Source organism: Mycobacterium deserti (genome assembly GCF_025345615.1).
Classification (GTDB): domain Bacteria; phylum Actinomycetota; class Actinomycetes; order Mycobacteriales; family Mycobacteriaceae; genus Mycobacterium; species Mycobacterium deserti.
The window spans coordinates 239180-261742 of sequence record NZ_JAODWD010000003.1 but is presented as its reverse complement, the minus strand read 5'-3'; the positions used below and the strand labels follow the sequence as shown (position 1 = coordinate 261742).

General features: G+C 67.6%; 19 protein-coding genes. 5 read left to right on the top strand and 14 right to left on the bottom strand.

What is annotated here, in order from left to right:
- Window positions 1-7 precede the first annotated feature (7 nt).
- From N4S67_RS12570 to N4S67_RS12555, 4 genes are all read left to right on the top strand, one after another.
- Window positions 8-1393: a cytochrome P450 gene (locus tag N4S67_RS12570; RefSeq protein WP_260993312.1), complete on the top strand. Its 1386-nt coding sequence runs from the start codon at window positions 8-10 to the stop codon at window positions 1391-1393.
- An 85-nt stretch (window positions 1394-1478) separates the two neighbouring features.
- A complete protein-coding gene (locus tag N4S67_RS12565) occupies window positions 1479-2684 on the top strand; it encodes a cytochrome P450 (RefSeq protein WP_260993311.1) in 1206 nt (401 codons plus the stop codon).
- 42 nt (window positions 2685-2726) lie between these two features.
- Window positions 2727-3608 carry a D-alanyl-D-alanine carboxypeptidase family protein gene (locus N4S67_RS12560; protein ID WP_260993310.1) on the top strand — a complete coding sequence of 294 codons (882 nt, stop codon included), beginning with the start codon at window positions 2727-2729 and terminating at the stop codon, window positions 3606-3608.
- A gap of 63 nt (window positions 3609-3671) precedes the next feature.
- Window positions 3672-4511, top strand: coding sequence for a D-alanyl-D-alanine carboxypeptidase family protein (locus N4S67_RS12555; RefSeq protein ID WP_390893344.1), 840 nt, complete (start codon window positions 3672-3674; stop codon window positions 4509-4511).
- Between the two features lie 5 nt (window positions 4512-4516).
- Here the strand turns inward: N4S67_RS12555 and N4S67_RS12550 are convergent, their stop codons facing one another.
- The 6 genes from N4S67_RS12550 to ftsY form a co-directional block, all read right to left on the bottom strand.
- A complete protein-coding gene (locus N4S67_RS12550) occupies window positions 4517-5596 on the bottom strand; it encodes a metal-dependent hydrolase family protein (protein WP_260993309.1) in 1080 nt (359 codons plus the stop codon).
- Window position 5597: 1 nt separating this feature from the next.
- Window positions 5598-7151, bottom strand: coding sequence for a signal recognition particle protein (gene ffh / locus N4S67_RS12545; protein ID WP_260993308.1), 1554 nt, complete (start codon window positions 7149-7151; stop codon window positions 5598-5600).
- Window positions 7152-7339: 188 nt separating this feature from the next.
- Entirely contained in the window at window positions 7340-9859 is a 2520-nt protein-coding gene (locus N4S67_RS12540) for a [protein-PII] uridylyltransferase (protein ID WP_260993307.1), read from the bottom strand.
- Between the two features lie 82 nt (window positions 9860-9941).
- Window positions 9942-10280: a P-II family nitrogen regulator gene (locus tag N4S67_RS12535; protein WP_102142927.1), complete on the bottom strand. Its 339-nt coding sequence runs from the start codon at window positions 10278-10280 to the stop codon at window positions 9942-9944.
- Window positions 10281-10286: 6 nt separating this feature from the next.
- Window positions 10287-11675 carry an ammonium transporter gene (locus tag N4S67_RS12530; RefSeq protein ID WP_390893343.1) on the bottom strand — a complete coding sequence of 463 codons (1389 nt, stop codon included), beginning with the start codon at window positions 11673-11675 and terminating at the stop codon, window positions 10287-10289.
- A 165-nt stretch (window positions 11676-11840) separates the two neighbouring features.
- Window positions 11841-13157, bottom strand: a complete 1317-nt coding sequence (ftsY, locus tag N4S67_RS12525; RefSeq protein ID WP_260993305.1) for a signal recognition particle-docking protein FtsY — start codon at window positions 13155-13157, stop codon at window positions 11841-11843.
- A gap of 82 nt (window positions 13158-13239) precedes the next feature.
- Between ftsY and N4S67_RS12520 the strand changes: the two genes are divergently transcribed.
- Entirely contained in the window at window positions 13240-14517 is a 1278-nt protein-coding gene (locus tag N4S67_RS12520; RefSeq protein ID WP_260994016.1) for a cytochrome P450, read from the top strand.
- On the opposite strand, the gene smc is transcribed toward N4S67_RS12520, so the two are convergent.
- From smc to N4S67_RS12480, 8 genes are all read right to left on the bottom strand, one after another.
- Entirely contained in the window at window positions 14514-18101 is a 3588-nt protein-coding gene (gene smc / locus N4S67_RS12515; RefSeq protein ID WP_260993304.1) for a chromosome segregation protein SMC, read from the bottom strand. The two genes, N4S67_RS12520 and smc, sit on opposite strands and share 4 nt — an antisense overlap.
- 26 nt (window positions 18102-18127) lie before the next feature.
- A complete protein-coding gene (locus tag N4S67_RS12510; protein WP_260993303.1) occupies window positions 18128-18412 on the bottom strand; it encodes an acylphosphatase in 285 nt (94 codons plus the stop codon).
- Entirely contained in the window at window positions 18396-18812 is a 417-nt protein-coding gene (locus N4S67_RS12505; protein WP_260993302.1) for an OsmC family protein, read from the bottom strand. The genes N4S67_RS12510 and N4S67_RS12505 overlap by 17 nt, the downstream gene beginning before the upstream one ends.
- A gap of 78 nt (window positions 18813-18890) precedes the next feature.
- Window positions 18891-19748, bottom strand: a complete 858-nt coding sequence (gene mutM / locus N4S67_RS12500) for a DNA-formamidopyrimidine glycosylase (RefSeq protein ID WP_260993301.1) — start codon at window positions 19746-19748, stop codon at window positions 18891-18893.
- Window positions 19741-20442 carry a ribonuclease III gene (gene rnc / locus N4S67_RS12495; RefSeq protein WP_260993300.1) on the bottom strand — a complete coding sequence of 234 codons (702 nt, stop codon included), beginning with the start codon at window positions 20440-20442 and terminating at the stop codon, window positions 19741-19743. Before rnc ends, mutM begins: the two co-directional genes overlap by 8 nt.
- Window positions 20435-21010, bottom strand: a complete 576-nt coding sequence (locus N4S67_RS12490) for a YceD family protein (RefSeq protein ID WP_260993299.1) — start codon at window positions 21008-21010, stop codon at window positions 20435-20437. Before N4S67_RS12490 ends, rnc begins: the two co-directional genes overlap by 8 nt.
- Window positions 21011-21043: 33 nt before the next feature.
- Window positions 21044-21781 (bottom strand): cell division protein SepIVA, encoded by a 738-nt coding sequence (sepIVA, locus tag N4S67_RS12485; RefSeq protein WP_260993298.1) that lies wholly within the window; start codon window positions 21779-21781, stop codon window positions 21044-21046.
- A gap of 175 nt (window positions 21782-21956) precedes the next feature.
- On the bottom strand, window positions 21957-22523 hold the full coding sequence (locus tag N4S67_RS12480; protein WP_260993297.1) for a hemerythrin domain-containing protein: 567 nt from the start codon (window positions 22521-22523) through the stop codon (window positions 21957-21959).
- Between the last annotated feature and the right edge of the window lie 40 nt (window positions 22524-22563).

Sequence of the window (22563 nt, the reverse complement as noted above, 5' to 3'; positions counted from 1 at the left end):
ACCCGACATGGACACCGCAGGGATACCGCATCCACCCCATCGGGTGCCGATTCTTGGCGACGTCACCGGGATCGACCCCCGGGCCCCGGTCACCTCACTGGTTCGGCGGGTCCGCGACCTGGGACCGATCTCGGTTCAAAAGGTGCTCAGCACCGAGATTGTCATCGTCAACGGCGCTGACCTGGTGGCCGAGTTGAACGATGAGACGCGGTTCGCCAAACACGCAGGCCCCATTATGTATTCGCTGCGAGAGATCATGGGCGACTCCCTCTTCACAGTCCTCAACGAAGACCCGAATTGGCAGCTAGCGCACGATATCCTGGCGCCGGGGTTCACGCGTGACGCGATGGCCGGCTACCACCACATCATGGTGGGAGTCGCACGGGATCTGCTGGCCCGCTGGGACACGATGGCCGAGCGGCAACAGCCCGTCGACGTCACTACCGACATGACCCGACTCACGTTGGAGACCATCGCGCGCGCCGGGTTCGGTTATGGCTTCGGCTCGTTCGACAGCGACCGGACGCACCCGTTCATCGCCGCCCTGGCCCGGACGGCGCGCTACGCCAACCTTTCGGCGGGTCCACGGTCGATCGTGATGCGCCGGCTCATGGCCGGTTCCGCTCGTCAGCATCGCGCTGATATCGCCACCGTGGAGCGGACCGTCGATGACATTCTGCAAGCGCGGCTCGACGGGACCGCCGCCGAGGCACCGGACCTGCTCGGCCGGATGCTGAGCAGCACGCACGCCGAATCCGGGCGCCGCCTGGATCGTGTGAACATCCGGCAGCAGATCGTGTCATTCATCGTGGCCGGGCGCGAGACAACGTCCGGCGCTTTGTCGTTCGCGCTGTACTACCTGACCCGAGACGCCGATTGTCTGGCAAGGGCGCAGGCGGAAGTGGATGCCGTCTGGGGCGACAGCGATGACATCGAGCCCAGCTTCACCGACGTTGCCAGGCTGCGATACCTGCGCGCGGTGGTGGACGAGGCCCTGCGGCTGTGGCCCACCGCGCCCGCGTACCTGCGCGAAGCCCGGGCCGAAACCGTGCTCGGCGGCAAGTACCGGATGAAGGGAGGCGACTGGGCGATGATCCTTCTGCCGCTGCTTCATCGCGATCCCCGGGTGTGGCCCGACCCGGACCGCTTCGACCCCGGCCGGTTTTTGGCCGGACAGGCCAAGCATCGCCCTGCCTTCGCCTACCGCCCGTTCGGAACCGGTCCACGCGCGTGCATCGGTCGGCAGTTCGGCCTGCACGAAGCCGTTCTCGCGCTCGGGCTTGTCCTGCACCGCTATGAACTGAGGGCCGACGACGGTTATCGGCTGCGGATCGCCGAGTCGTTCACACTCAAGCCGCGCGGCTTCACGGTGACTCCGCGCCGGCGGCGATGAATTGCTGCAACTGGGCTCTGCCCAGCCCACTTAAGCTTGATCTTGTTACGGGTCCGGGCCGGTTCTCGCTGCCCAAAGGGGGGAAATGACCACGTCGTCGCAGTTGGTGTTCGATCCGTACTCTGAGCAGTTCTACGCGGACCCACACGGGATCTATCGCCGGCTGCGGGCCGAGGCGCCGGTGTACCACCACGAAGACCTCGACTTCTACGCGCTCACCCGACACGAGGACGTGGCCGCGGCGTACCGGGACTTCCGCACGTTCTCGTCGACGGCAGGTCTGGACCTGGCGATGATGAAGCGCGGCGATCCACCGCCGAAGACCATCCTGTACATGGACCCGCCCGAACACGGGCGCATGCGGGGCCTGGTGACCAAGGCATTCACTGCTCGCGCCATAGCCGCGCAGCGAGAAACGGTCACCGACCTGGTGCAGCGGTGCCTCGCTGTGGTCGACCCCGGCCGATTCGACGTGGTGCAGGAATTCGCCGCGATCTTTCCCGCGGAGATCATCGGCGCCCTGGTCGGAGTGCCCGAAGACCGCAGGCAGCAGTTCCGGGAGTGGGTCGACGAAGGATTCCGCTACGAGCCGGGGCAGATCGAACCCAGCGAGATGACGCTGGAGGTTCTGCTGAAAATCGCCGCGTACTGCTACGAGCTCGTCAGGCAGCGTCATGCCCAGCCGCAGGACGACATGCTCAGCGCGCTCATTGCGGCCGAGATGCAACGCGGCGACCGCGAGACTGCGCGCCTTAGCGACGACGAGATCGTGTTCTTCGCGATGGTGCTCACCGGCGCAGGATCCGAGACGGTTACCAAGCTGATCGCCAACGCCGTCGCCGCATTCGCCAAGCACCCCGACCAATGGCGAAAACTGCTCGATGACCGCAGCAAGGTCCCCGCGGCAGTCGAGGAGGTGATGAGATACGACAGTCCGGTGCTCTACAACATCCGGAAAACAGTCAAAGAGGTTACCCTGCACGGAGTTACGATCCCCGCGGGTAAGCCGGTGCTGCTGTGCGGGCTGTCGGCCAATCGTGACCCGGACGCGTTCACCGACCCCGATACGTTCGACATCGAGCGCGATCACACCGAGGCGCCGCAGCTCGCGCTCGGATACGGTCCGCACACCTGCCTCGGCGCTGCTCTGGCGAGGATGGAGACCGCCATCGCGCTCGAGCATCTGCTCGACTTCATGCCCGAGTTCCAGGTCGACTGGGACAACAGTGAACGGGTGAACACACCGACGGTGGCCGGCTGGTTGCATCTGCCGGTGACAGTCCTGCGCTGAGCCCGCCCGGGAGGGCCCGCCTTGAGGTTAGGCTCGTTGCCCATGCGGAAGCTTGTCTCCGCCTTCGGGGCGGTAATCGTGTGCGTCCTGATGGCCCTCGCCCCATCCGCGGCGGCCGCCCCCGTAGGCGTCATCCAGCCGTCGGGCTCGATACCGATCCCCGAGGGACCGGCACAGGCGTGGATCGTCGCCGACATGAACAGTGGCGCCGTACTCGCGGCACGCGACGAATATGGCCAGTACGCACCCGCCAGCACCATCAAGGTGCTGCTGGCGCTGACCGTGCTGGAGGAACTGCCGCTCGATGCCACGGTCGTGGCCAACGAGGCCGACACCAAGGTCGAGTGCAACTGCGCCGGGGTGGCGCCCGGTATGACCTACACCGCGCGCCAACTGCTCGAGGCGCTGCTGCTCGTGTCGGGCAACGACGCCGCCAACACCCTGGCCACGATGCTCGGCGGGCGTGACGTCGCGGTGATGAAGATGAACGGCAAGGCCGCGCTGCTCGGTGCCTATGGCACCAATGTCGGGTCGCCATCTGGTCTCGATGGGCCCGGCATCGACATGTGGTCCTCGCCGCACGATCTCGCGGTGATCTTCCGCGCCGCGATGACCAATCCGGTATTCGCCCAGATCACCGCGCAGCCGACCGCGGTCTTCCCCACCAAGACCGGCGAGAAGGTACTGGTCAACCAGGACGAGCTGCTCAAGCGCTACCCCGGCACGCTCGGCGGCAAAACCGGGTTCACCGACCTCGCCCAGAAGACCTTCGTCGGCGCGGCCGAGCGCAACGGACGACGACTGGTCATCGCGCTGATGTTCGGCAGGGACCGGCCAGGGGCACCCACGTACTGGGACCAGGCCGCGAGCCTGCTCGACTGGGGTTTCGCGCTCGACCCGAGCGCCAGTATCGGCACGTTGTGAGTTGCGCAATCGCAACGCATTCGAGACCCGGATTGGTGATCACGGCGGTTACTCTCGGCGGCTGTGCGAAAGTTGTTGGCCGCGTGCGTGATCACGCTGTCCATGGCCAACACGGCCATCACGGTCGCGCCGAACGTCGCAGCTGAACCCGCCGTCGAGCCTGCCGGCGCCGTCGCGCTGCCGGACGGACCGGCACAGGCGTGGCTGCTCGCCGATCTCGACTCCGGGCGAATCCTGGCCTCACGCAACCCCTATGAGCCGCATGCGCCGGCGAGCACCATCAAGGCGCTGCTGGCGATGGTGGTGCTCGACCACCTGCCACTGGGCGGTGTCATCGCCGCGAGCCCGGCCGCTGCCGACGTGGAATGCTCATGCGCCGGTATCAAGGCGGGCCGGGCATACACCGTGCGCCAACTCCTCGACGGGCTGATGCTGGTGTCGGGCAACGACGCGGCGAACACGCTGGCCGACGGGCTCGGCGGTTATCGCGCGGCCGTGGCGAAGATGAACGCCAAGGCCGCCTCGGTGGGCGCGCGCAACACCCGAGCCAACTCCCCGTCGGGCCTTGACGGCCCGGGTATGGAGTCGATCACCACGCCGTACGACCTCGCGGTGATCTACCGTGCGGCGCTGCGGTATCCGGTGTTCGCGGCCATTGTGCGCCAACCCTCGTCGCTGTTCCCGACCGACGACGGGCCCCGCAAGATCGTCAACCAGAACGAGTTGCTGGAGCGCTACCCCGGCACGCTGGTGGGCAAGACCGGCTATACGAACCTCGCCCGCAACACCTATGTGGCGGCAGCGCAGCGCAACGGCAGGCGGCTGGTGGTGGCGCAGCTGTACGGCACCGGCGACCTCTACGGCCAGGCGATCCGCCTCTTCGACTGGGGCTTCGGCCAGTAGTCCCGCTAGAACGCCCTGCCGCGCAGGATCACCAGGTCGGGATGGTTGACGACGGCCGCACCCGTGCGCGGGTCGTCGGCGAAGCACACCAGATCCGCGCGGGCGCCGTGCTCGAGACCCGGCCGGCCCAACCACGACCGGGCCTGCCACGACGCGGCGCCCAGCGCTTCGGTCGGCGTCATCCCGATGCCTTTGAGCGCGTCGATCTCGTCGGCGATGCGTCCGTGGGCGACCATGCTGCCCGCGTCGGTGCCCGCGTAGATCGGCACGCCGGCCTCGCGGGCGGCGCCGATACGCGCCGGGCTGCGCTCGTACAGATCGCGCATGTGCCGCGCATACGCCGGATACTTGGCCGCGCCGTCGGCGATCCCCGGAAAGTTCTCGATGTTGATCAGCGTCGGCACCAGAGCGGTCCCCTGCGCGACCATCAAGTCGATGGTTTCGTCGGTCAGTCCGGTGCCGTGCTCGATGCAGTCGATGCCCGCGTTGATCAGACCGGGCAGCGCGTCCTCACTGAACACGTGCGCGGTGACCCGCGCGCCGTTGTCGTGTGCCGCATCGATCGCCGCTTTGAGGATGTCGTCGGACCACAGCGGCGCAAGATCGCCCACCTCGCGGTCGATCCAGTCGCCGACCAGCTTCACCCAGCCGTCGCCCGCGCGCGCCTGTTCCGCGACGGCCGCGGGCAACTGCGACTCGTCCTCCAATTCGACGGCAAACCCGCGTTGATAGCGCTTCGGCCTGGCCAAATGTCTTCCCGCACGGATGATCTCGGGCAGGTCGGCGTGGTCGTCGAGACTGCGGGTGTCGATGGGCGATCCGCAGTCGCGCAGCAGCAGCGCGCCCGCGTCGCGCTCGACGCGGCCCTGCTCGACGCAGTCATCGAGGTTGTTGAGCGGACCGTGTTCGCCGAGACCGACGTGGCAGTGCGCGTCGACGAGGCCGGGCAGTATCCAGCCGCCGTCGAAGACGGTCTCCGCGCCCCTGACAGGCTCGGCGCTTAGCACGCCGTCGACGATCCACCACTGAACGGGCTGCTCGTCGGGCAGCGTGCGACCGCGGACGTGAAGAGCGGAGTGGCGCACGCTACTTCTGGCCCGGGAACTTCAACTTCGACAGGTCGATGTCGGCCAGGCCGGGCGGCAGTTCGTCCAGCCCCTTGGGCATGTTCGACAGGTCCGGGAAGCCGGCGGGTGCACCGGGACCGAATGGGCTGCGCGTCTTCGGCGGCGTCGGTCCCTTGCCGCCCTTCTTGCCCTTCTTCTTGTTCTTGGCGCTCTTGCGGTTGGACCCCTTGCGACCGAACGGCATACCCATCTGTCCGGCCATCTGCGACATCATCTTGCGGGCCTCGAAGAACCGCTCGACCAGCTGATTGACCTCGCCGACCGTCACGCCCGAGCCGTTGGCGATCCGCAGGCGACGCGAACCGTTGATGATCTTCGGATCGGCCCGCTCCTCGGGCGTCATGCCGCGGATGATCGCCTGCAGGCGGTCGAGTGAGCTGTCGTCGACGGCGGCCAGCGCATCCTTCATCTGGCCGGCTCCTGGCAGCATGCCCAGCAGGTTGCCGATCGGACCCATCTTGCGGATGGCCAACATCTGCTCGAGGAAGTCCTCCAGCGTCAGCTCGCCGCTGCCGATCTTGGCCGCGGCCTCCTCGGCCTGCTGGGCGTCGAAGACCTGCTCGGCCTGCTCGATGAGCGACAGCACGTCGCCCATGCCGAGGATGCGACTGGCCATCCGGTCGGGGTGGAAGACGTCGAAGTCCTCGAGCTTCTCCCCACTGGAGGCGAACAGAATCGGGACGCCGGTGATCTCGCGGACCGAAAGCGCCGCGCCACCGCGGGCGTCGCCGTCGAGCTTGGTCAGGACCACGCCGGTGAAGCCCACACCCTCGCGGAACGCCTCAGCGGTGGTGACCGCGTCCTGGCCGATCATCGCGTCGAGGACGAAGATCACCTCGTCGGGGTCGACGGCAGCGCGGATCGCCGCGGCCTGGCCCATCAACTCATCGTCGATACCGAGCCGGCCCGCGGTGTCCACGACGACGACGTCATAGTGCTTGGCCTTGGCTTCGGCCAGACCTGCGGCGGCGACTGCGACCGGATCACCGGGCGCGGCATCCGCCGAGCCCTCGGCGGAGACGCCCGGATGCGGTGCGAAGACCGCGACCTCGGCCCGCTGACCGACGATCTGCAGCTGGTTGACCGCCCCCGGTCGCTGTAGGTCGCACGCCACGAGAAGTGGCGTATGCCCCTGACCGCGAAGCCATTTCGCGAGCTTTCCGGCGAGAGTCGTCTTACCCGAACCCTGCAGACCGGCCAGCATGATCACCGTCGGCGGGGTTTTGGCGAACGCCAGCTGGCGAGTCTCCCCGCCGAGGATCCCGACCAGTTCGTCGTTGACGATCTTGACGACCTGCTGGGCGGGGTTGAGCGCGCCGGAGACCTCGGCGCCCTTGGCGCGGTCCTTGATGCGGGCGACGAAGGCGCGCACAACCGGAAGCGATACGTCGGCTTCCAGCAGCGCCAGCCGGATCTCGCGGGTGGTGGCATCGATATCGGCGTCGGTCAGCCGCCCCTTGCCGCGCAGCCCCTGCAGGGCGCCGGTCAACCGGTCGGACAGCGATTCAAACACGCCGACCAGCCTAACTTCTCCTACTAGGTGCTTCCGGCGGCCGGGTCGCCCAACCAATCCGGTCGAAAGCCCAGCAGATCAGTCAGCCCACCACGAAAGCACCGATCGAGGCCCCACGCGGCGACGACCAGCATGTTCGGCAGGGCGCGCAGGAACCACCGCACGTGAACCGGTCGTGCGAATGCGGACTAGCTGGCTTCCGAGACCGGCTTGCGCGGCGGCGGGGCGGGCAACACCGCGTACAGGTCGCGTTCGAGTTCGTCGCGCACGGCGGTGTGGTCGCCGGCGGTGGTGATGCCGAAGACATCGACGACCGACGATCCGAGCGTGGTCACCTTCGCCCACGCGACATCGACACCGTCACGCTCGAACACCGCGGTCAGCCGCGCGAGCAGGCCGGCGCGGTCGGTGCTGCGGATCTGCACGACCAGCTCACCCGGCGCCGAACCCTCGGACCACAGAATCCGCGGTGGCGCGACGAATTGGCTGATTGGTACGGCGGCCGGCGTCTCCCCCGCGCGCGCGGTGCCGTAGTGCGCGGTCTCTCGGTCGCGGCGGTCCAACGACGCCAGCGCATCGAGCTCGCCGTCGAGTGCGAGCACAAGCTGCTGGCGCAGAAGCTCGGCCGCTGGTGGAGAACCGAAATGCGGTGAGACCACGAACGTGTTGATCGCCGATCCCTCATGGCCGTTGACCGAAGCGGAGTGCACCCGCAGTGAATTGAGGGCCAACACCCCCGCGGCCTTCGACAGCAACCCTCGCCGGTCCGGGGCGATCATCGTGACGTTGTAGATGTGCGGGCTGTCCGAGGGAGTCATTTCCACGTGCACACTGACCTCGGCGGCCAGCGAAAGATACCGCGGGTCAATCGGATCGGGCCGCGGCAGCGGTTCACCGGCCATCACGAGCCTGCAGCGGCGAACCAGGTCGCCGATGAGCGACGCCTTCCAGTCACCCCACACGCCGGGACCTGTGGCCAGCGAGTCGGCTTCGGCCAGAACGTGCAAAATCTCCAGCAGCACCGAGTCGCCGTCGAGCGCCTCGACCACCGCGGCGATCGTGTTCGGATCCTGTAGGTCCCGCCGTGTCGCCGTGTGCGGCAACAACAGATGGTGGCGTACCACTTTCGACAGGATCTCGACGTCCGACGGCCACAGACCCAGCCGCGTGCCGATCTGAGTAGCCAGTTCGGCACCGATCACGCTGTGGTCGCCCCCGCGGCCCTTGCCGATGTCATGGCACAGCGCTCCGAGCATCAGCAAGTCCGGACGCAAAACCCGGGTAGTGAAGGCGGCTGCGCGCGACACTGTTTCGACCAGGTGGCGGTCGACGGTCCAGATGTGGACGACGTCGCGGGGTGGCAGGTCTCGTACCGCGCCCCACTCGGGGAACAGCCGCCCCCACAGCCCTGTTCGGTCCAGTGCCTCGATGGTGGCTACTGCGGCGGGGCCCGCTGCGAGCATCACCAGCAGGTCCTTGAGCGCCGGGCGCGGCCATGGCGTGCGGAGTTCGGGCGCGGTCTCGGCCAGCCTCGCCAGAGTGGACGCGGCCATCGGCAGCCCGGTCGTCGCCGAGGCCGCGGCGACCCGCAGGATCAATCCGGGATCACGCGCAGGCCGCGCGTCGCGGGCCAGGATCACTTCGCCCGCGAATTCGATGACGCCCTCGTCGAGTGGGCGTCGAGTGGGACGCCGCAACGCGGCAAATCCACGACGCGGCAACGCATTCGCCGCCGTGCGCAGCCCGGAGTCGACATAGAAGCTGATGGTGCGCGCAGCGTCGGACAGCATGCGCGCCAAGTCGAATCGGTCCCCGATCTGCAGTGCGGCGCCGATTTCGTCGGCGTGCTGGGCCAGCAGCTGTTCACGGCCGCGGCCCGACACCCGATGCAGTTCGGTGCGCACATTGAGCAGTGCCAGGTGGGCTTCGCCGAGTGTCTCGGTCGGCGAAGCCGAGGAGCGGCTGGGATAGCCGTCGGCCAATTGTGCGATGGCCAACGCATTGAGCAGTTGCACGTCGCGCAGACCGCCACGGCCGCATTTCAGATCAGGCTCGGCGCGGTGGGCGATCTGACCGCTGCGTTCCCAACGGGCCTCGGCGTGCTCGACCAGTTCGGCGAAACGCGAGGCGATTCCAATGCGCCACTGCCGCCGCGCTCCCCCGATCAGCAGTGCCGACAGGTCCGCATCACCGGCGATGTGACGGGCTTCGAGCATCGCCAGGCCCGCGGAGATGTCCTCGCCGGCCACTTTCAACGCCTCGGGGACGGTGCGAACGCTGTGGTCGATGCGAATGTTGGCGTCCCACAACGGATACCATAGCAGTTCGGCGACCTGGCCGACGATCTCCTGTGGCATGTTGTCGTGAACCAGGGTCAGGTCCAGATCGGAATGTGGGACCAGTTCTCCGCGGCCCAGACCGCCGGTCGCGACGATCGCGAAGCCGCTTGTCGGCGTGATGCCGATCTCGGCCGCCTTGGTGGTCAGCCAGAATTCGTGCAGATCCAGCAGAGCGTCGCGCAGAGCCGCCGAATCCAATTGGCGTGCCCCACCGGCCAGCAGTTTCTCGAGCGCGATCTTGAGGTCGGTCGCGGGACGAGACGAACCCGCCGCCGGAGCTTCCCATCGGGTGGGCCCATTGTCCCCAGCTTTCGGGTGGGCCCATGCATGGGGAGCGCCGGCGGCGGAATTCGGTTGCTGCTCTGTCATTTTCGTGTCCTCACCCGGCCATCCGGTGAAATCAAACGCTCAGGGTGCATGGCCGGGAGACGACCTTTGACTCAGACGCGGCTCAAAGGGCGTCGGACCCGCGCTCGCCGGTGCGGACCCGCACCACGGTGTCGACCGGGCTGACCCACACCTTGCCGTCGCCGATCTTTCCCGTCCGCGCAGCCTGGACGATGACATCGACCACCTTGTCGACAGCGGAGTCATCGACCACGACCTCGACCCGGACCTTCGGAACGAAGTCGACCGAGTACTCAGCGCCCCGGTAGACCTCCGTGTGGCCCTTCTGCCTGCCGTAGCCCTGCACCTCGCTGACGGTCATCCCGAGGATGCCCGTCTGCTCCAGACCGGTCTTGACGTCTTCGAGCGTGAACGGCTTGACGATCGCAGTAATCAGCTTCATGTTCCCTTATCCCTCCACACCCGGATGACGGCCAAGAGTCGAGCCCGCTCCGACAGCCGCGAAGTCGTAGCCGGTCTCGGCGTGCTCGGCTTCGTCGGGTCCGGTCGATTCTTCTTCCTCATTGAGTCGCAGCCCCACAGTGAACTTCACTATCAGAGCCAAGATAGCGGTAGCGACCGCGCAATAGATCAGAACCGCCCCGGCACCGATCGCCTGGCGCCACAGTTGGTCGAATCCGCCGCCGTAGAACAGCCCGGCCACACCGTTGTAGGTCTCCGGCGCCGCGACCAGACCGATCATCAGCGTGCCGATCAAGCCGCCGACCAGGTGGACGCCGACGACGTCGAGCGAGTCGTCGTATCCCAGTTTGTATTTCAGGCCGACCGCCAGTGCGCACAGCACGCCCGCCACGGTGCCGATCACCAGTGCGCCCAACACGTTCACCGCTCCACAAGCCGGGGTGATGGCCACCAGACCTGCCACGATGCCCGACGCCGCGCCCAGTGACGTCGCCTTGCCGTCCCGAATGCGTTCGGTCAGCAGCCAGGCCAACATCGCCGCAGCGGTGGCGACCGTCGTGGTGACGAAGGTCGAGCCCGCGGTGCCGTTGGAGGCCGTCGCCGAACCGGCGTTGAAGCCGTACCAGCCGAACCACAACAGACCGGCGCCGAGCATCACGAACGGGAGGTTGTGCGGACGCATCGGAGTGGTCGGCCACCCCCTGCGCTTGCCGAGGATGATCACGAGGACCAGTGCCGCGGTACCGGCGTTGATGTGCACAGCGGTGCCGCCGGCGAAGTCGATGGCCCCGAGCTTGTTGGCGATCCATCCGCCAGTCTCGGCGGTGCCGCCGTCGAACGAAAACACCCAGTGCGCGACCGGGAAGTAGACGACCGTCGCCCACAGCGCGGAGAACAGCAGCCAGCCGCCGAACTTGATTCGGTCGGCGACCGCGCCTGAGATCAGCGCGACGGTGAGGATCGCGAACATCAACTGGAACGCGACGAACACGGTGGCGGGGAAGGTGAACACCAGCGGGATGTTCGTCGCCTCCGCGGCTTCGATACCGGCGGCCGGGTCGGCGATCACCTCGGCCGCGGCGTTACCGCCGATGAGGCCCTTGAGTCCGAAGAACTGGGTCGGGTCGCCGAACAGGTTGGACACGTCGTTGCCGAATGCCAGCGAGTAGCCGTACAGCACCCACAGCACCGTCACCACACCCATGGCGCTGACGCTCATCATGATCATGTTGAGCACGCTCTTGGCGCGCACCATGCCACCGTAGAAGAACGCCAGTCCTGGCGTCATCAGTAGCACCATGGCTGCGCTCACCAGCATCCATGCGGTATCACCGGTGTCCGGTATACCGAGGGTTGGGAAGCCTTCCACTCGCATCCTCCTTCGACATGCCACGGCCGCAACGATTTACGACCATTGACCTGGTCCAAGACTTTGCGCAGTGGTTGTTTCGGCTAAGACGCAGCGGTGTTTCGCTCGTGTGAACGGATGCGCGGGCGAGGTTTCGCCTGCGTTACATCACGGCTTTTGTGCGGCGGTGTGTCAACCGAGGAGGGCGTCGACGAACGCCGCGGGCTCGAACGGAGCAAGATCATCGGGCCCCTCGCCGAGGCCTACGAGTTTGACCGGCACGCCGAGTTCCTGCTGCACGCGGAACACGATCCCGCCCTTGGCGGTGCCGTCCAGTTTCGTCAGCACCACCCCGGTGATGTCGACGACCTCGGCGAAGACCCGGGCCTGCGGCAGGCTGTTCTGCCCGATCGTGGCGTCGAGCACCAGCAGGACCTCGTCGACCTGGGCCCGGCGGCTCACGACGCGTTTGACCTTGCCGAGCTCGTCCATCAGGCCGGTCTTGGTGTGCAGGCGCCCCGCCGTGTCGATGACGACGACGTCCGCGCCGTCCACGATGCCCTTGTCGACGGCGTCGAACGCCACCGACGCGGGGTCAGCGCCCTCGGCACCCCGCACGACGTGCGCGCCGACGCGCGACGCCCAGCTCTGCAGCTGGTCGGCCGCGGCGGCGCGGAACGTGTCAGCGGCGCCGAGCACCACGCGGCGCCCGTCGGCAACCAGGACGCGCGCGAGCTTGCCCACCGTCGTCGTCTTGCCCGTGCCGTTCACTCCGACCACCAACAGCACCGACGGCTTGTCGTCGTGCGGAAGAGCCTTGATGCTGCGATCCAGGTTCGGCGAGAGCTCGTTGATGAGCACGTCGCGCAAGACGGCGCGCGCATCGGCCTCGGTGCGGACGTTGGCGCTGGCCATCCGCGACCGCAGCGCGGTGACCACGGACTCGGTGACGACAGGGCCGAGGTCGGCGATCAGCAACGTGTCCTCGACGTCCTGCCACGAGTCCTCGTCGAGGTCGCCGCCGCCGAGCAGGCCGAGCATGCTGCGGCCCAGGGTGTTCTGCGACTTGGCCAGCCGGCCGCGCAGCTTCTCGAGCCTGCCTTCGGCAGGAGCGATCTCATCGATTCGGGTTTCGGGTTCGGCCGCCGGCTCCGGCGGTGTTCCCCGGACAGGCGCAGCGGGCGGCGCCTCCTTCAGCGGAGGTTCGGGAAGGCGCACATCGGCGATCGGACGTTTCGGGGCGTCGCGCGGGATCGTCGCGTCATCACCTACTGCGGGCAGTCCGCTGGTGTCGATGCGTTCGACGGGTTCAGCGGTCTTGGTGGGTGTCGACTGCGCGAACGTAATGCCTGACGAGGCCGTGTAACCGCCCGAGCGGTCGACTGCCGTAGTGGAATCCGGAGCCTGCAGCTTGATCCGGCGGCGCCGGTAGAGCAGCAGGCCGACCACGAGCGCGGCTACCAGCAGAACGGCGATGACCGCGATCGCGATCCACAGACCTTCTGTCACGCCGACATTGTCTCAGCACGAGGCTTCCCCATCCGCCACGGCACTACTACGATGCGTAGTAATGGTGGTGACGGATCGGACCGTGCCCTACCCCCCGGGTGAAGCGCTGCTCGCGGCATACCGGGCGTGGGGACCCGTCATCGACGTGGGCATCGGCGCGAGCGGGTTCACCTTCCTTCTAGGCCCCGAGGCGAACCGGTTCGTGTTCGCCAACGCCGATGCGTTCAGCTGGGCGCAGACATTCGAGATCCTGGCGCCCGTGGACGGCCCCAATGCGTTGATCGTCAGCGACGGACCCGCGCATCGACGGCGACGCGGTGTGGTCGCGCCTGCGCTGAGTCACCACAAGGTCGAGGACTACGTGCAGACGATGGTGGCCAATGCCGACGCAACGATCAGCACGTGGCGGCCGGGGCAGCGAGTCGATGTCTTCCCGCACCTTCGATCGACGCTGCGGCGCAGCGTTGCCGAGTGCCTCTACGGTTCGCGGATGGCCGGCCATGCGGACATGCTCGGCGAACTGCTCCAGCCGCAGCTCGACCTGACGCACGCGCCTCCGGAAGTTCTGCGGCTCCGACAGCGCCTCGATACCCCGGCGTGGCGGCGGGCGCGCGAGGCGCAGCGACGAGTCGACGACCTGATCTATGCGGAGATCGCCGATGCGCGCCGCGCCCCGCGTCACGACGACCGATTATTGACTGGATTGATCAACGCCCTACCCGACGACGGTCAACCATTGAGTGACAACGAGATCCGTGATCTGGTTGTCTCGCTGATCGCGGACGGCTACGAAACCACCAGCGGCGCGATGGCGTGGGCCGTTTACGCCCTGCTGACTGTGCCGGGTGCGTGGTCGATCGCCGCGGAGGAAGTCCGCCGCGTGCTCGATGGTGATCCGCCCACGGCAGCACACCTGCCCGCGCTGACGTACCTCAACGGTGTCGTCAACGAGACGCTGCGGCTGTACACCCCCGGCGTGGTCTCTGCGCGAAAAGTCATCCGCAATCTGGAGTTCGACGGGCACCGCATCCGCGCCGGGCGCATGCTGATCTTCAGTCCGTATGTGACACATCGTGATCCGTCGCTGTGGCCGGAGCCTCGACGATTTCGGCCACAGCGGTGGGATCCGGCCGCCTCCAGCTACCGGCGGCCCGCGCCGCACGAGTTCATCCCGTTCAGCGGCGGACAGCACCGCTGCATCGGGTCGGCGTTCGCGGTCGCGGAGATGACGGTGGTGTTGGCCCGGCTCGTAGCGAGAACGACGTTGCGGCTGCCCGCGCAACGGATCCGGGCCCGGAACTTCGCGGCGCTGCGACCGCTCCCGGGGTTGATGGTCGACGTGGTCGACCGTCGCGCCTAATTGGTCGCCGCGACGAGTTCCTGGCCCCGCATCCGCTGGCTGATCACGGTCGTGATGCCGTCGTCGCGCATCGTCACGCCGTACAGGGCGTCGGCGACCTCCATCGTCGGCTTCTGGTGGGTGATGACGATCAGCTGCGACTGGGCCCGCAACTGCTCGAACAATCCGATCAGCCGGCGCAGGTTCACGTCGTCGAGTGCGGCCTCGACCTCGTCCATCACATAGAACGGCGACGGCCTGGCACGGAAGATCGCCACCAACATCGCCACGGCGGTCAGTGACTTCTCGCCACCGGACAGCAGCGACAGCCGCTTGACCTTCTTGCCCGGCGGGCGGGCCTCGACCTCGATGCCGGTCGTGAGCATGTCATCGGGATTGGTCAGCAGCAGACGGCCCTCACCGCCGGGGAACAACGACGAGAACACCGTCCGGAATTCGCGTTCCACGTCGACGAAGGCCTCGGCGAACACCTGCAGGATGCGCTCGTCCACGTCCTCGATCACATCGAGCAGATCCTTGCGCGCGGCCTTGACGTCCTCGAGTTGAGTGGACAGGAAGTTGTAGCGCTCCTCAAGCGCGGCGAACTCCTCCAGCGCCAGCGGATTGACCCGGCCGAGTTCGTTGAGTTCGCGTTCGGCCTTCTTCGCGCGCCGCTCCTGGGTGGGCCGGTCGAACGGCATCGGCGCGGGCGCGGTCACCTGCTCACCGCGTTCCTTGGCCTGTTCGTACTCGGCCATCTCGAGTTCGGAGGGCGGCAGGGCGACATCGGGTCCGTACTCGGCGATCAGATCTGCGCTCGCCATGCCGAATTGCTCGAGCACCTGCTCCTCGAGCTGCTCGATGCGAAGTGCCGCTTGCGCTTTGGCCACTTCGTCGCGATGCAACGAGTCGGTGATCGCCGAAATCTTCGCGTTCAGCGCGTTCACTTCTTCGCGTGCCCGGGTGAGCGCGCCTGCGCGGTGCTGGCGTTCGGCGGCGACCTCGTCGCGGGCTCGCGACGCGACGGCCACCGCCGCGCTGAGCCGCTGCGCCACCAAGCGCCCGGATGCCGCGACCGCGCCCGCGACTGCGGCGGCGTGCAGCCGGGCCTCCCGCGCGCGTTGGGCACGCAGCCGCGCCTCGCGTTCGGCCGCAGCGGCCCGTCGTAGCGAATCCGCCCGTCCACGAACGGCGTTGGCGCGCTCTTCGGCCGTGCGCACCGTCAGCCGCGCCTCGACTTCGGCGGCGCGGGCGACCTCGGCGGCGGCCATGGTCTGCTGCCGGTTGACCGGTTCGGCTTCGAACGTCGGCTCCTGCTGGGCGTTGTGCAGTCGCTGTTCGAGGTCGGCGAGCTCGGCGACGGTCTTGTTGCGGCCCGCCTCGAGATCATCGCGCTGCTGAATGAGCCGCTGCCACTCGTCGTCGGCGGCGCGGGCGTCCTGCCCGAGGCGGCCGAGCTGCTCGTAGATCGCCGAGATTGCGGCGTCGGATTCGTTGAGCGCCGCCAGCGCCTGTTCGGCGGCGTCCTGCCGGTTGGCCTGCTCGGTGAGGGCACCCGCCAGCGCGGCCGACAGCTCGCCGGTCTGCTTCTCGGCCGCGGCCAGCTCCGTGCGGGCCTTCTCTACCTCCGACGTGATCTCCAGCGTGCTGGGCCTTCGGTCGGAACCGCCGTTGACCCAACCCGCGCCGACCAGGTCCCCGTCGGCGGTTACCGCCCTCAGATGCGGGTGGGCGGCGACGACGTCCAGCGCCGCCGAGAGGTCGGAGACCACCACGACATCGGCGAGCATGGCGCTCACCGCGCCCTGCAGTCGCGGCGGCGCGCCGACGAGCTCAACGGCCCACTGCGCGCCTGCGGGCGGCGGGCCGGCCGGCGGCGCATGGTGTTGCGGCCAGTCCCCGAGCACAATGGCCGCGCGGCCGCCATCGCCTGCCTTGAGTGCTGCGACAGCCGACCGGGCCGCGCCGGAACTGTCGGCGGCCACCGCGTCCGCGGCTGCCCCGAGAACCGCGGCTACCGCCACCTCGTGGCCCGCGCGAACCTTGAGCATGTTGGCGATCGAGCCGAGAAGTCCTGCGCCACCGTGGTTCTTCTGCAGCCAGGCGGCGCCGTCCTTGCGGTCGAGCCCGACCGACAGCGCCTCGATGCGGGCGCGCAGGGAGGCGACCTGACGTTCTGCGGCGCGCTCGGCGGCCTGCAGTTCGGCCACGCGCTCGTCGGCAAGGCGCAGGGCGGCCACGGTGCGATCGTGGTGATCGTCGAGTCCGACCTCGCCCTGGTCGAGTTCGCCGACCCGGCTCTGAACGGTCTCGAACTCGGCCTGCATCTGCTGAGCCTTGGCGGCCGCGTCCTCGATACCCACCGTCAGCCGGGCCACGGTCTCGTCAATCGACTCGACGCGGGTGCGCATGGTGTCGACCTGACCGGCCAGCCTCGCCAGGCCCTCCCGCCTGTCGGCTTCGGCGCGCGCGGCGGCCAGATGGGCGCGTTCAGCCTCGGCGGCAAGGCGGTCGCATTCGCTCAGCTCGGCGCGCGCGGCCTCCAACTTGGCCCGGGATTCGTCCAGCTCGCCGAGCAGTTGCCGTTCCTGCTGGGCGACCTCTTCGGCCTGCGCCTCAAGTTGTTCGGGATCCGGTCCGGTCGACGCCTCCGGTTCGGAGTCCAGATGCTGGGCCCGCTCGCTGGCGATGCGCACCGTGGCGCTCACCCGCTCGGCAAGGGCCGAGAGCGAAAACCACGTCTGCTGCGCGGCGTCCGCCCGTTCGCTCAAGGTGCCGACTGCGGTCTCGTGTGAATTCAGCTCTGCCGCAGCGGTTTCCAGCCGGGCTGCGAGTTCGTCGTGCTCGCGACGCAGCGTGGTCTCGGTCTGGTTGGTGTTGTCGAACTCGGTGCGCCGGGTGACCAGGTCGTCGGCGGCCAGGCGCAGCCGGGCGTCGCGAAGGTCGGCCTGGATGGTCTGCGCGCGGCGGGCCATCTCGGCTTGGCGGCCAAGCGGTTTGAGCTGACGGCGCAGTTCGGTGGTCAGGTCGGTCAGCCGGGCCAGGTTGGCCGACATCGAGTCCAGCTTGCGCACCGCTTTTTCCTTGCGCTTGCGGTGCTTGAGCACGCCAGCGGCTTCCTCGATGAACGCCCGGCGGTCCTCCGGGCGCGACTCGAGGATCTCGCTCAGCTTGCCCTGGCCGACGATGACGTGCATCTCGCGGCCGATGCCGGAGTCGGACAACAGTTCCTGCACGTCCATCAATCGGCAACTGCTGCCGTTGATCTCATACTCACTGCCGCCGTCGCGGAACATCCGTCGGGTGATCGAGACCTCGTTGTACTCGATCGGCAGCGAGTTGTCGGAGTTGTCGATCGTCACCGTCACCTCGGCGCGGCCCAACGGGGCACGAGATGACGTGCCGGCGAAAATGACGTCCTCCATCTTGCCGCCGCGCAAGGTTTTGGCGCCCTGTTCACCCATGACCCAGGTGAGTGCGTCGACCACGTTCGACTTACCCGACCCGTTGGGCCCCACGACGCAGGTGATGCCTGGCTCGAAGCGCAGAGTCGTCGGCGAGGCAAACGACTTGAAGCCCTTCAGCGTCAGACTCTTGAGGTGCACGACGTGCCACACTACCGTCGCGCAGGCTAACGTTCGGTGAAGCCTTCGAGCGAGTCGCGAGGTTCTGTCCAATCCGCCACGACGTTGTCGACCCGGCCGGGCGTGTTGCCGCTTTGCAGCAGCTCAAGAAGCGTTTCGCAGGCGTCTCGCGGCCCCTGCGCGACCACTTGGACGCGGCCGTCGGGCCTGTTGGAGGCGTATCCGGTCAGCCCCAGTTCCAGTGCGCGCGACCGCGTCCACCAGCGGAAGCCCACGCCTTGGACATGGCCGTGCACCCACGCAGTCAGTCGTACCTCAGCTAACTCCTGCATCACTGACCTCAAACGTCACTTTGGTACCGGACTTGAGCGTGCGTCCGACGGTGCAGACCTGGTCGATCGCCCGCTCGACCACCGTGAGTACCCGCGACACCTCGTTTTCCGACAGCCCGGACAGGTCCAGTTTCATGCGTTCGGTGAGCAGCGGGTAGCGCTCCTGCTCGCGGTCCGCTGCGCCGGACACCTCGATGGTCGTCGAGTAGTCCTCGCCGAGCCTGCGCTGCAGCGGGACGTCGCTGGCCATGCCACTGCACGCCGCGAGCGCGATCTTCATCAGCTCGCCCGGGGTGAAGACGCCCTCGACGTCCTCGCCGCCGACGAGGACCTCCGCGCCGCGTGAGCTGCGCCCGGTGTAGCGGCGCACGCCGGTGCGCTCCACCCACAATTCCGTCATGCGTCCCATCCTCGCCGAAATGGAATTCCCGGCTACCAACAGCGCAACTTACTAGCCGGGAATTCCATTTCGGCGCAACTAGGAGCGGCGGACGCGCGGGCGGGGCTGGCATTTGGGGCAGTAGAACGACGACCGGTTCATGAACTTCTCCCGACGCATCACCGTTCCGCAGCGCCGGCAGGGCTCGCCGTCGCGGCCGTATGCGTCCAGCGACCGGTCGAAGTAGCCGGACTCGCCGTTGACATTGACGTACAGCGAGTCGAACGACGTGCCGCCCTGCCCCAGTGCCTCCCTCATCACCTCGGCGGCGGCGTCGAGCAGTTCACCGAGCGCCTTGCGCGTCAACGACGATGCGAGCCGGGCGCCGTTGATGCGCGCGCGCCACAGCGCCTCGTCGGCGTAGATGTTGCCGATACCCGACACCACGGTCTGGTCCAGCAGCTGGCGCTTGATCTCGGAATGCTTGCGCCGCAACACCGTTACGACACCATCGCGGTTGAACTGCGGATCCAACGGATCGCGCGCGATGTGGGCGACGGGCGCGGGCACGTCGGTCCCGTCGACGGTGACCAGATCGGTGAGCATCCAGCCGCCGAACGTGCGCTGGTCGACGAAGCTGAGCGTGGTGCCGTCGTCGAGCAGCGCCGCGATGCGCAGATGATTCTCGTTCGGCACCGGCCCGAGCAGCATTTGTCCGCTCATCCCGAGGTGTACGACCAACGCCGCGCCATCGTCGAGCGTCAACCACAGGTACTTGCCACGGCGTCCCGTGCCGGTGATCCGGGTGTCGAGCAGTCGCGCGGTCAGATCGGCGGGACCCGCCTCGTGACGGCGCACCGCCCGCGGATGGTGTACGCGCACCGCGGTGATCGTCCTACCCGCGATGTGGGCGTCCAGCCCGCGCCGTACGACCTCGACTTCGGGAAGCTCAGGCATCTACGCCAGGAGTGGAAAGTGCGTTCCACGCCGCCGCGGCCGCCTTCAGTTCGGCCTCCTTCTTGGTCCGGCCGACGCCCCTGCCGTACTCGGTCTCGGTGACGACCACGACGGCGGTGAACTCCTTGTCGTGGTCGGGTCCGGTGGAGGTCACCTGGTATGACGGTGCGCCCATGCCGCGCGACGCGGTCAACTCCTGCAGGCTGCTCTTCCAGTCCAGACCGGCGCCCAGCGTCGGCGCGGTGTCCAACAGCGCGCTGAACAGCCGCAGGATCACCTCCCGCGCGACGGTGATGCCGTGCTCCAAATAGATTGCCCCGAGCAGAGATTCGACACCGTCGGCCAGAATGCTGGACTTGTCCGCCCCTCCGGAGTTCTCCTCACCCTTGCCGAGCAACAGGTGGGCGCCCAACCCGTCGTCGGACAGGACGCGGCCGACGTCGGCCAGCGCGTGCGTGTTGACGATGCTCGCTCTCAGCTTGGCCAGATCACCCTCGGAGCGGTCGGGATGACGGTGATACAGCTCCTCGGTGATCGTCAGCCCGAGCACCGCGTCGCCGAGGAACTCCAGCCGCTCGTTGGTCGGCAGGCCGCCGTTCTCGTAGGAGTAGCTGCGGTGCGTGAGTGCCATGGTGAGCAGTTCGTCGGGCAGGTGCACGCCCAGCGCCGCCAGCAGCGACGCTCGGTCACTCACGCGGTTCCTCGTCGAGCAGGCCCGCCAGCTTCGACCAGCGTGGGTCGATCTGCTCGTGGTGATGTCCCGGCTCGGCGGCGGCCATCGATATGCCGCACTCCGGGCACAGCCCGGCGCAGTCCGGCCCGCACAGCGGCGCGAAGGGCAGTGCAAGCCCGACGGCGTCGACGATGGGCTGGTGCAGGTCGATCGTCTGATCGACGACGTGCCCCACTTCGTCGGCCTCAGTGGTGGCCTCGGTCGTGCTGTCGGGGTACGCGAACAATTCGGTGAGGTCGATCTCGACATCGCCGGTGATCGGTTGGAGGCAGCGCGCGCACTCCCCCGCGGTCGGCGCGGACACGGTGCCGCTGACCAGCACCCCTTCCGAGACCGACTCGATCCGCAGATCTAGCTGCAGCGGTACGCCTTCGTCGATCGCGATCAGATCGAGCCCGATCCGCGATGGGCTCGGCACGCTCTGGACCAGAGTCATCATCGCGCCCGGTCGCCGGCCGAGCCGGGAGATGTCGATCACTAGCGGTGACCGTGACGCGCGGTGCGCCGCCGCCTTTGCATGCGTCGCCATAGAGGTCAATCCTACGGCGATGCTGCCAAGCGGTTAACGGGCCGCGTAGTCGTGCGTGCCGGCTGCCGTGCGCAGCTGGTGGCGCCCCCGCCCGACCGAACGCAGGGTTCCGTTGAGGAAATCTTCGAACTCGGCCAGCTTGCTGTCGACGTAGATGTCGCATTCGCCACGCAGCCGGTCGGCCTCCGCGTGCGCCGAGTCGATCAGCCGGGTCGCCTCGGAGGTCGCCGTCGAGACGATCTCGGTCTGCGACACCAGCCGCTGCTGCTCCTTGATGCCTTCCTGAACGGCCCTCTCGTAGGCGAGATTTCCGCTTTCGATGAGGCGATCGGCCTCGGTCTTGGCGCGGCCGGTGTTGGCCTCGTATTCGCGCCGCGCGGTGGCGGCGAGGCGCTCGGCTTCCTCACGGGCTTTGCCGACCATCTGCTCGCTGTGCTGACGCGCCTCGGCGACCATGCGGTCGGCCTGGGCCTTCGCATCGGCGAGCAGGCGGTCGGCTTCGGCGCGGGCATGGTTGAGCATCGAGTCGGCTTCGGTGGTGGCCGTCGACACCATCGAGTCGGAATGCTCCTTCGCCTCGCGCAGCAACCCGTCGCGGGCGTCGAGCACATCCTGGGCGTCATCGAGTTCGCCGGGGATGGCGTCCTTGATGTCGTCGATCAACTCGAGGACATCGCCGCGCGGCACCACGCAGCCTGCCGTCATCGGCACGCCTCGGGCTTCTTCAACGATTGCGCCCAACTCATCGAGCGCCTCAAAAACTCGGTACACGGCAACACCCTCCAGGCGTAGTGACAGTTACCAGTGTGCCTGGTGTTACGTCTGTGACTCGACTTTGCCGCCGGTGTGTCGCCAACGCGGTCACGTCAGGCACCACGCACTCGCATTATGTCAACGTGTCTGACCCGTCCGCGCGGCGACTTCACCTGGTTGGGCCGGGGTCGAGTCAGCGAAGCGCTGCGGTGATGAGGTCGCGCGCGCGGTCGAGCATCGACGCGAACGGACCGACGGCGAAGTTCGCCTTGGCCGACTCCACCCCGGGGTGCGGCCGGGTGGGCGCAATCGCCTGGGCGGCGACGACGGCCTTGGCCATCCGGCCGAGGTCGTCGGGGTCGAGTTCACGCTGCAGCTTGTTGAATTCCTCGGTCTCTTCGCGCTCGGCGTGGTCGATCACCGAGCCCTTGAACAGCGTCAGTTCGTCGAGGAATTCCTTGGATCCGATGTCCATCGCCTCGAGCGCCGAGAGGTGTTCCTTGGCATCGTGCTCCTCCTTCAGACGCGCGTCGACGATGATGTCGCCGCCGTCCACCTCGTTGCGGACCCTCGGGTGCACCACCATCTCCTCGGCGGTCTCGTGCACGGCCAGGAGTTGGCGCAGTTCGGTGAAGGCCTTGCGGCGCGCCTCGTCGGACGTCGCCGAGAACACCTCGTCGAACATGTCCTTGATCAGATTGTGCTGGTCCTTCAGGAACCGCACGACGTCGTCGGTTGATTGAACGAACGTTTCGGCCACGGGGATACCTCCGTGTTATCGACAATGGTTTTGGGCGCGA

Excerpts from the sequence above, each read along its gene's own strand:
- N4S67_RS12570 (WP_260993312.1), top strand. The coding sequence starts at position 8 with ATGGACACCGCAGGGATACCGCATCCACCCCATCGGGTGCCGATTCTT.
- mutM (WP_260993301.1), bottom strand. The coding sequence starts at position 19,748 with ATGCCTGAGCTTCCCGAAGTCGAGGTCGTACGGCGCGGGCTGGACGCC.
- N4S67_RS12510 (WP_260993303.1), bottom strand. The coding sequence starts at position 18,412 with ATGCAGGAGTTAGCTGAGGTACGACTGACTGCGTGGGTGCACGGCCAT.
- N4S67_RS12535 (WP_102142927.1), bottom strand. The coding sequence starts at position 10,280 with ATGAAGCTGATTACTGCGATCGTCAAGCCGTTCACGCTCGAAGACGTC.
- N4S67_RS12565 (WP_260993311.1), top strand. The coding sequence starts at position 1,479 with ATGACCACGTCGTCGCAGTTGGTGTTCGATCCGTACTCTGAGCAGTTC.
- N4S67_RS12490 (WP_260993299.1), bottom strand. The coding sequence starts at position 21,010 with ATGGCGACGCATGCAAAGGCGGCGGCGCACCGCGCGTCACGGTCACCG.
- N4S67_RS12540 (WP_260993307.1), bottom strand. The coding sequence starts at position 9,859 with ATGACAGAGCAGCAACCGAATTCCGCCGCCGGCGCTCCCCATGCATGG.
- N4S67_RS12560 (WP_260993310.1), top strand. The coding sequence starts at position 2,727 with ATGCGGAAGCTTGTCTCCGCCTTCGGGGCGGTAATCGTGTGCGTCCTG.
- N4S67_RS12505 (WP_260993302.1), bottom strand. The coding sequence starts at position 18,812 with ATGACGGAATTGTGGGTGGAGCGCACCGGCGTGCGCCGCTACACCGGG.
- N4S67_RS12530 (WP_390893343.1), bottom strand. The coding sequence starts at position 11,675 with ATGCGAGTGGAAGGCTTCCCAACCCTCGGTATACCGGACACCGGTGAT.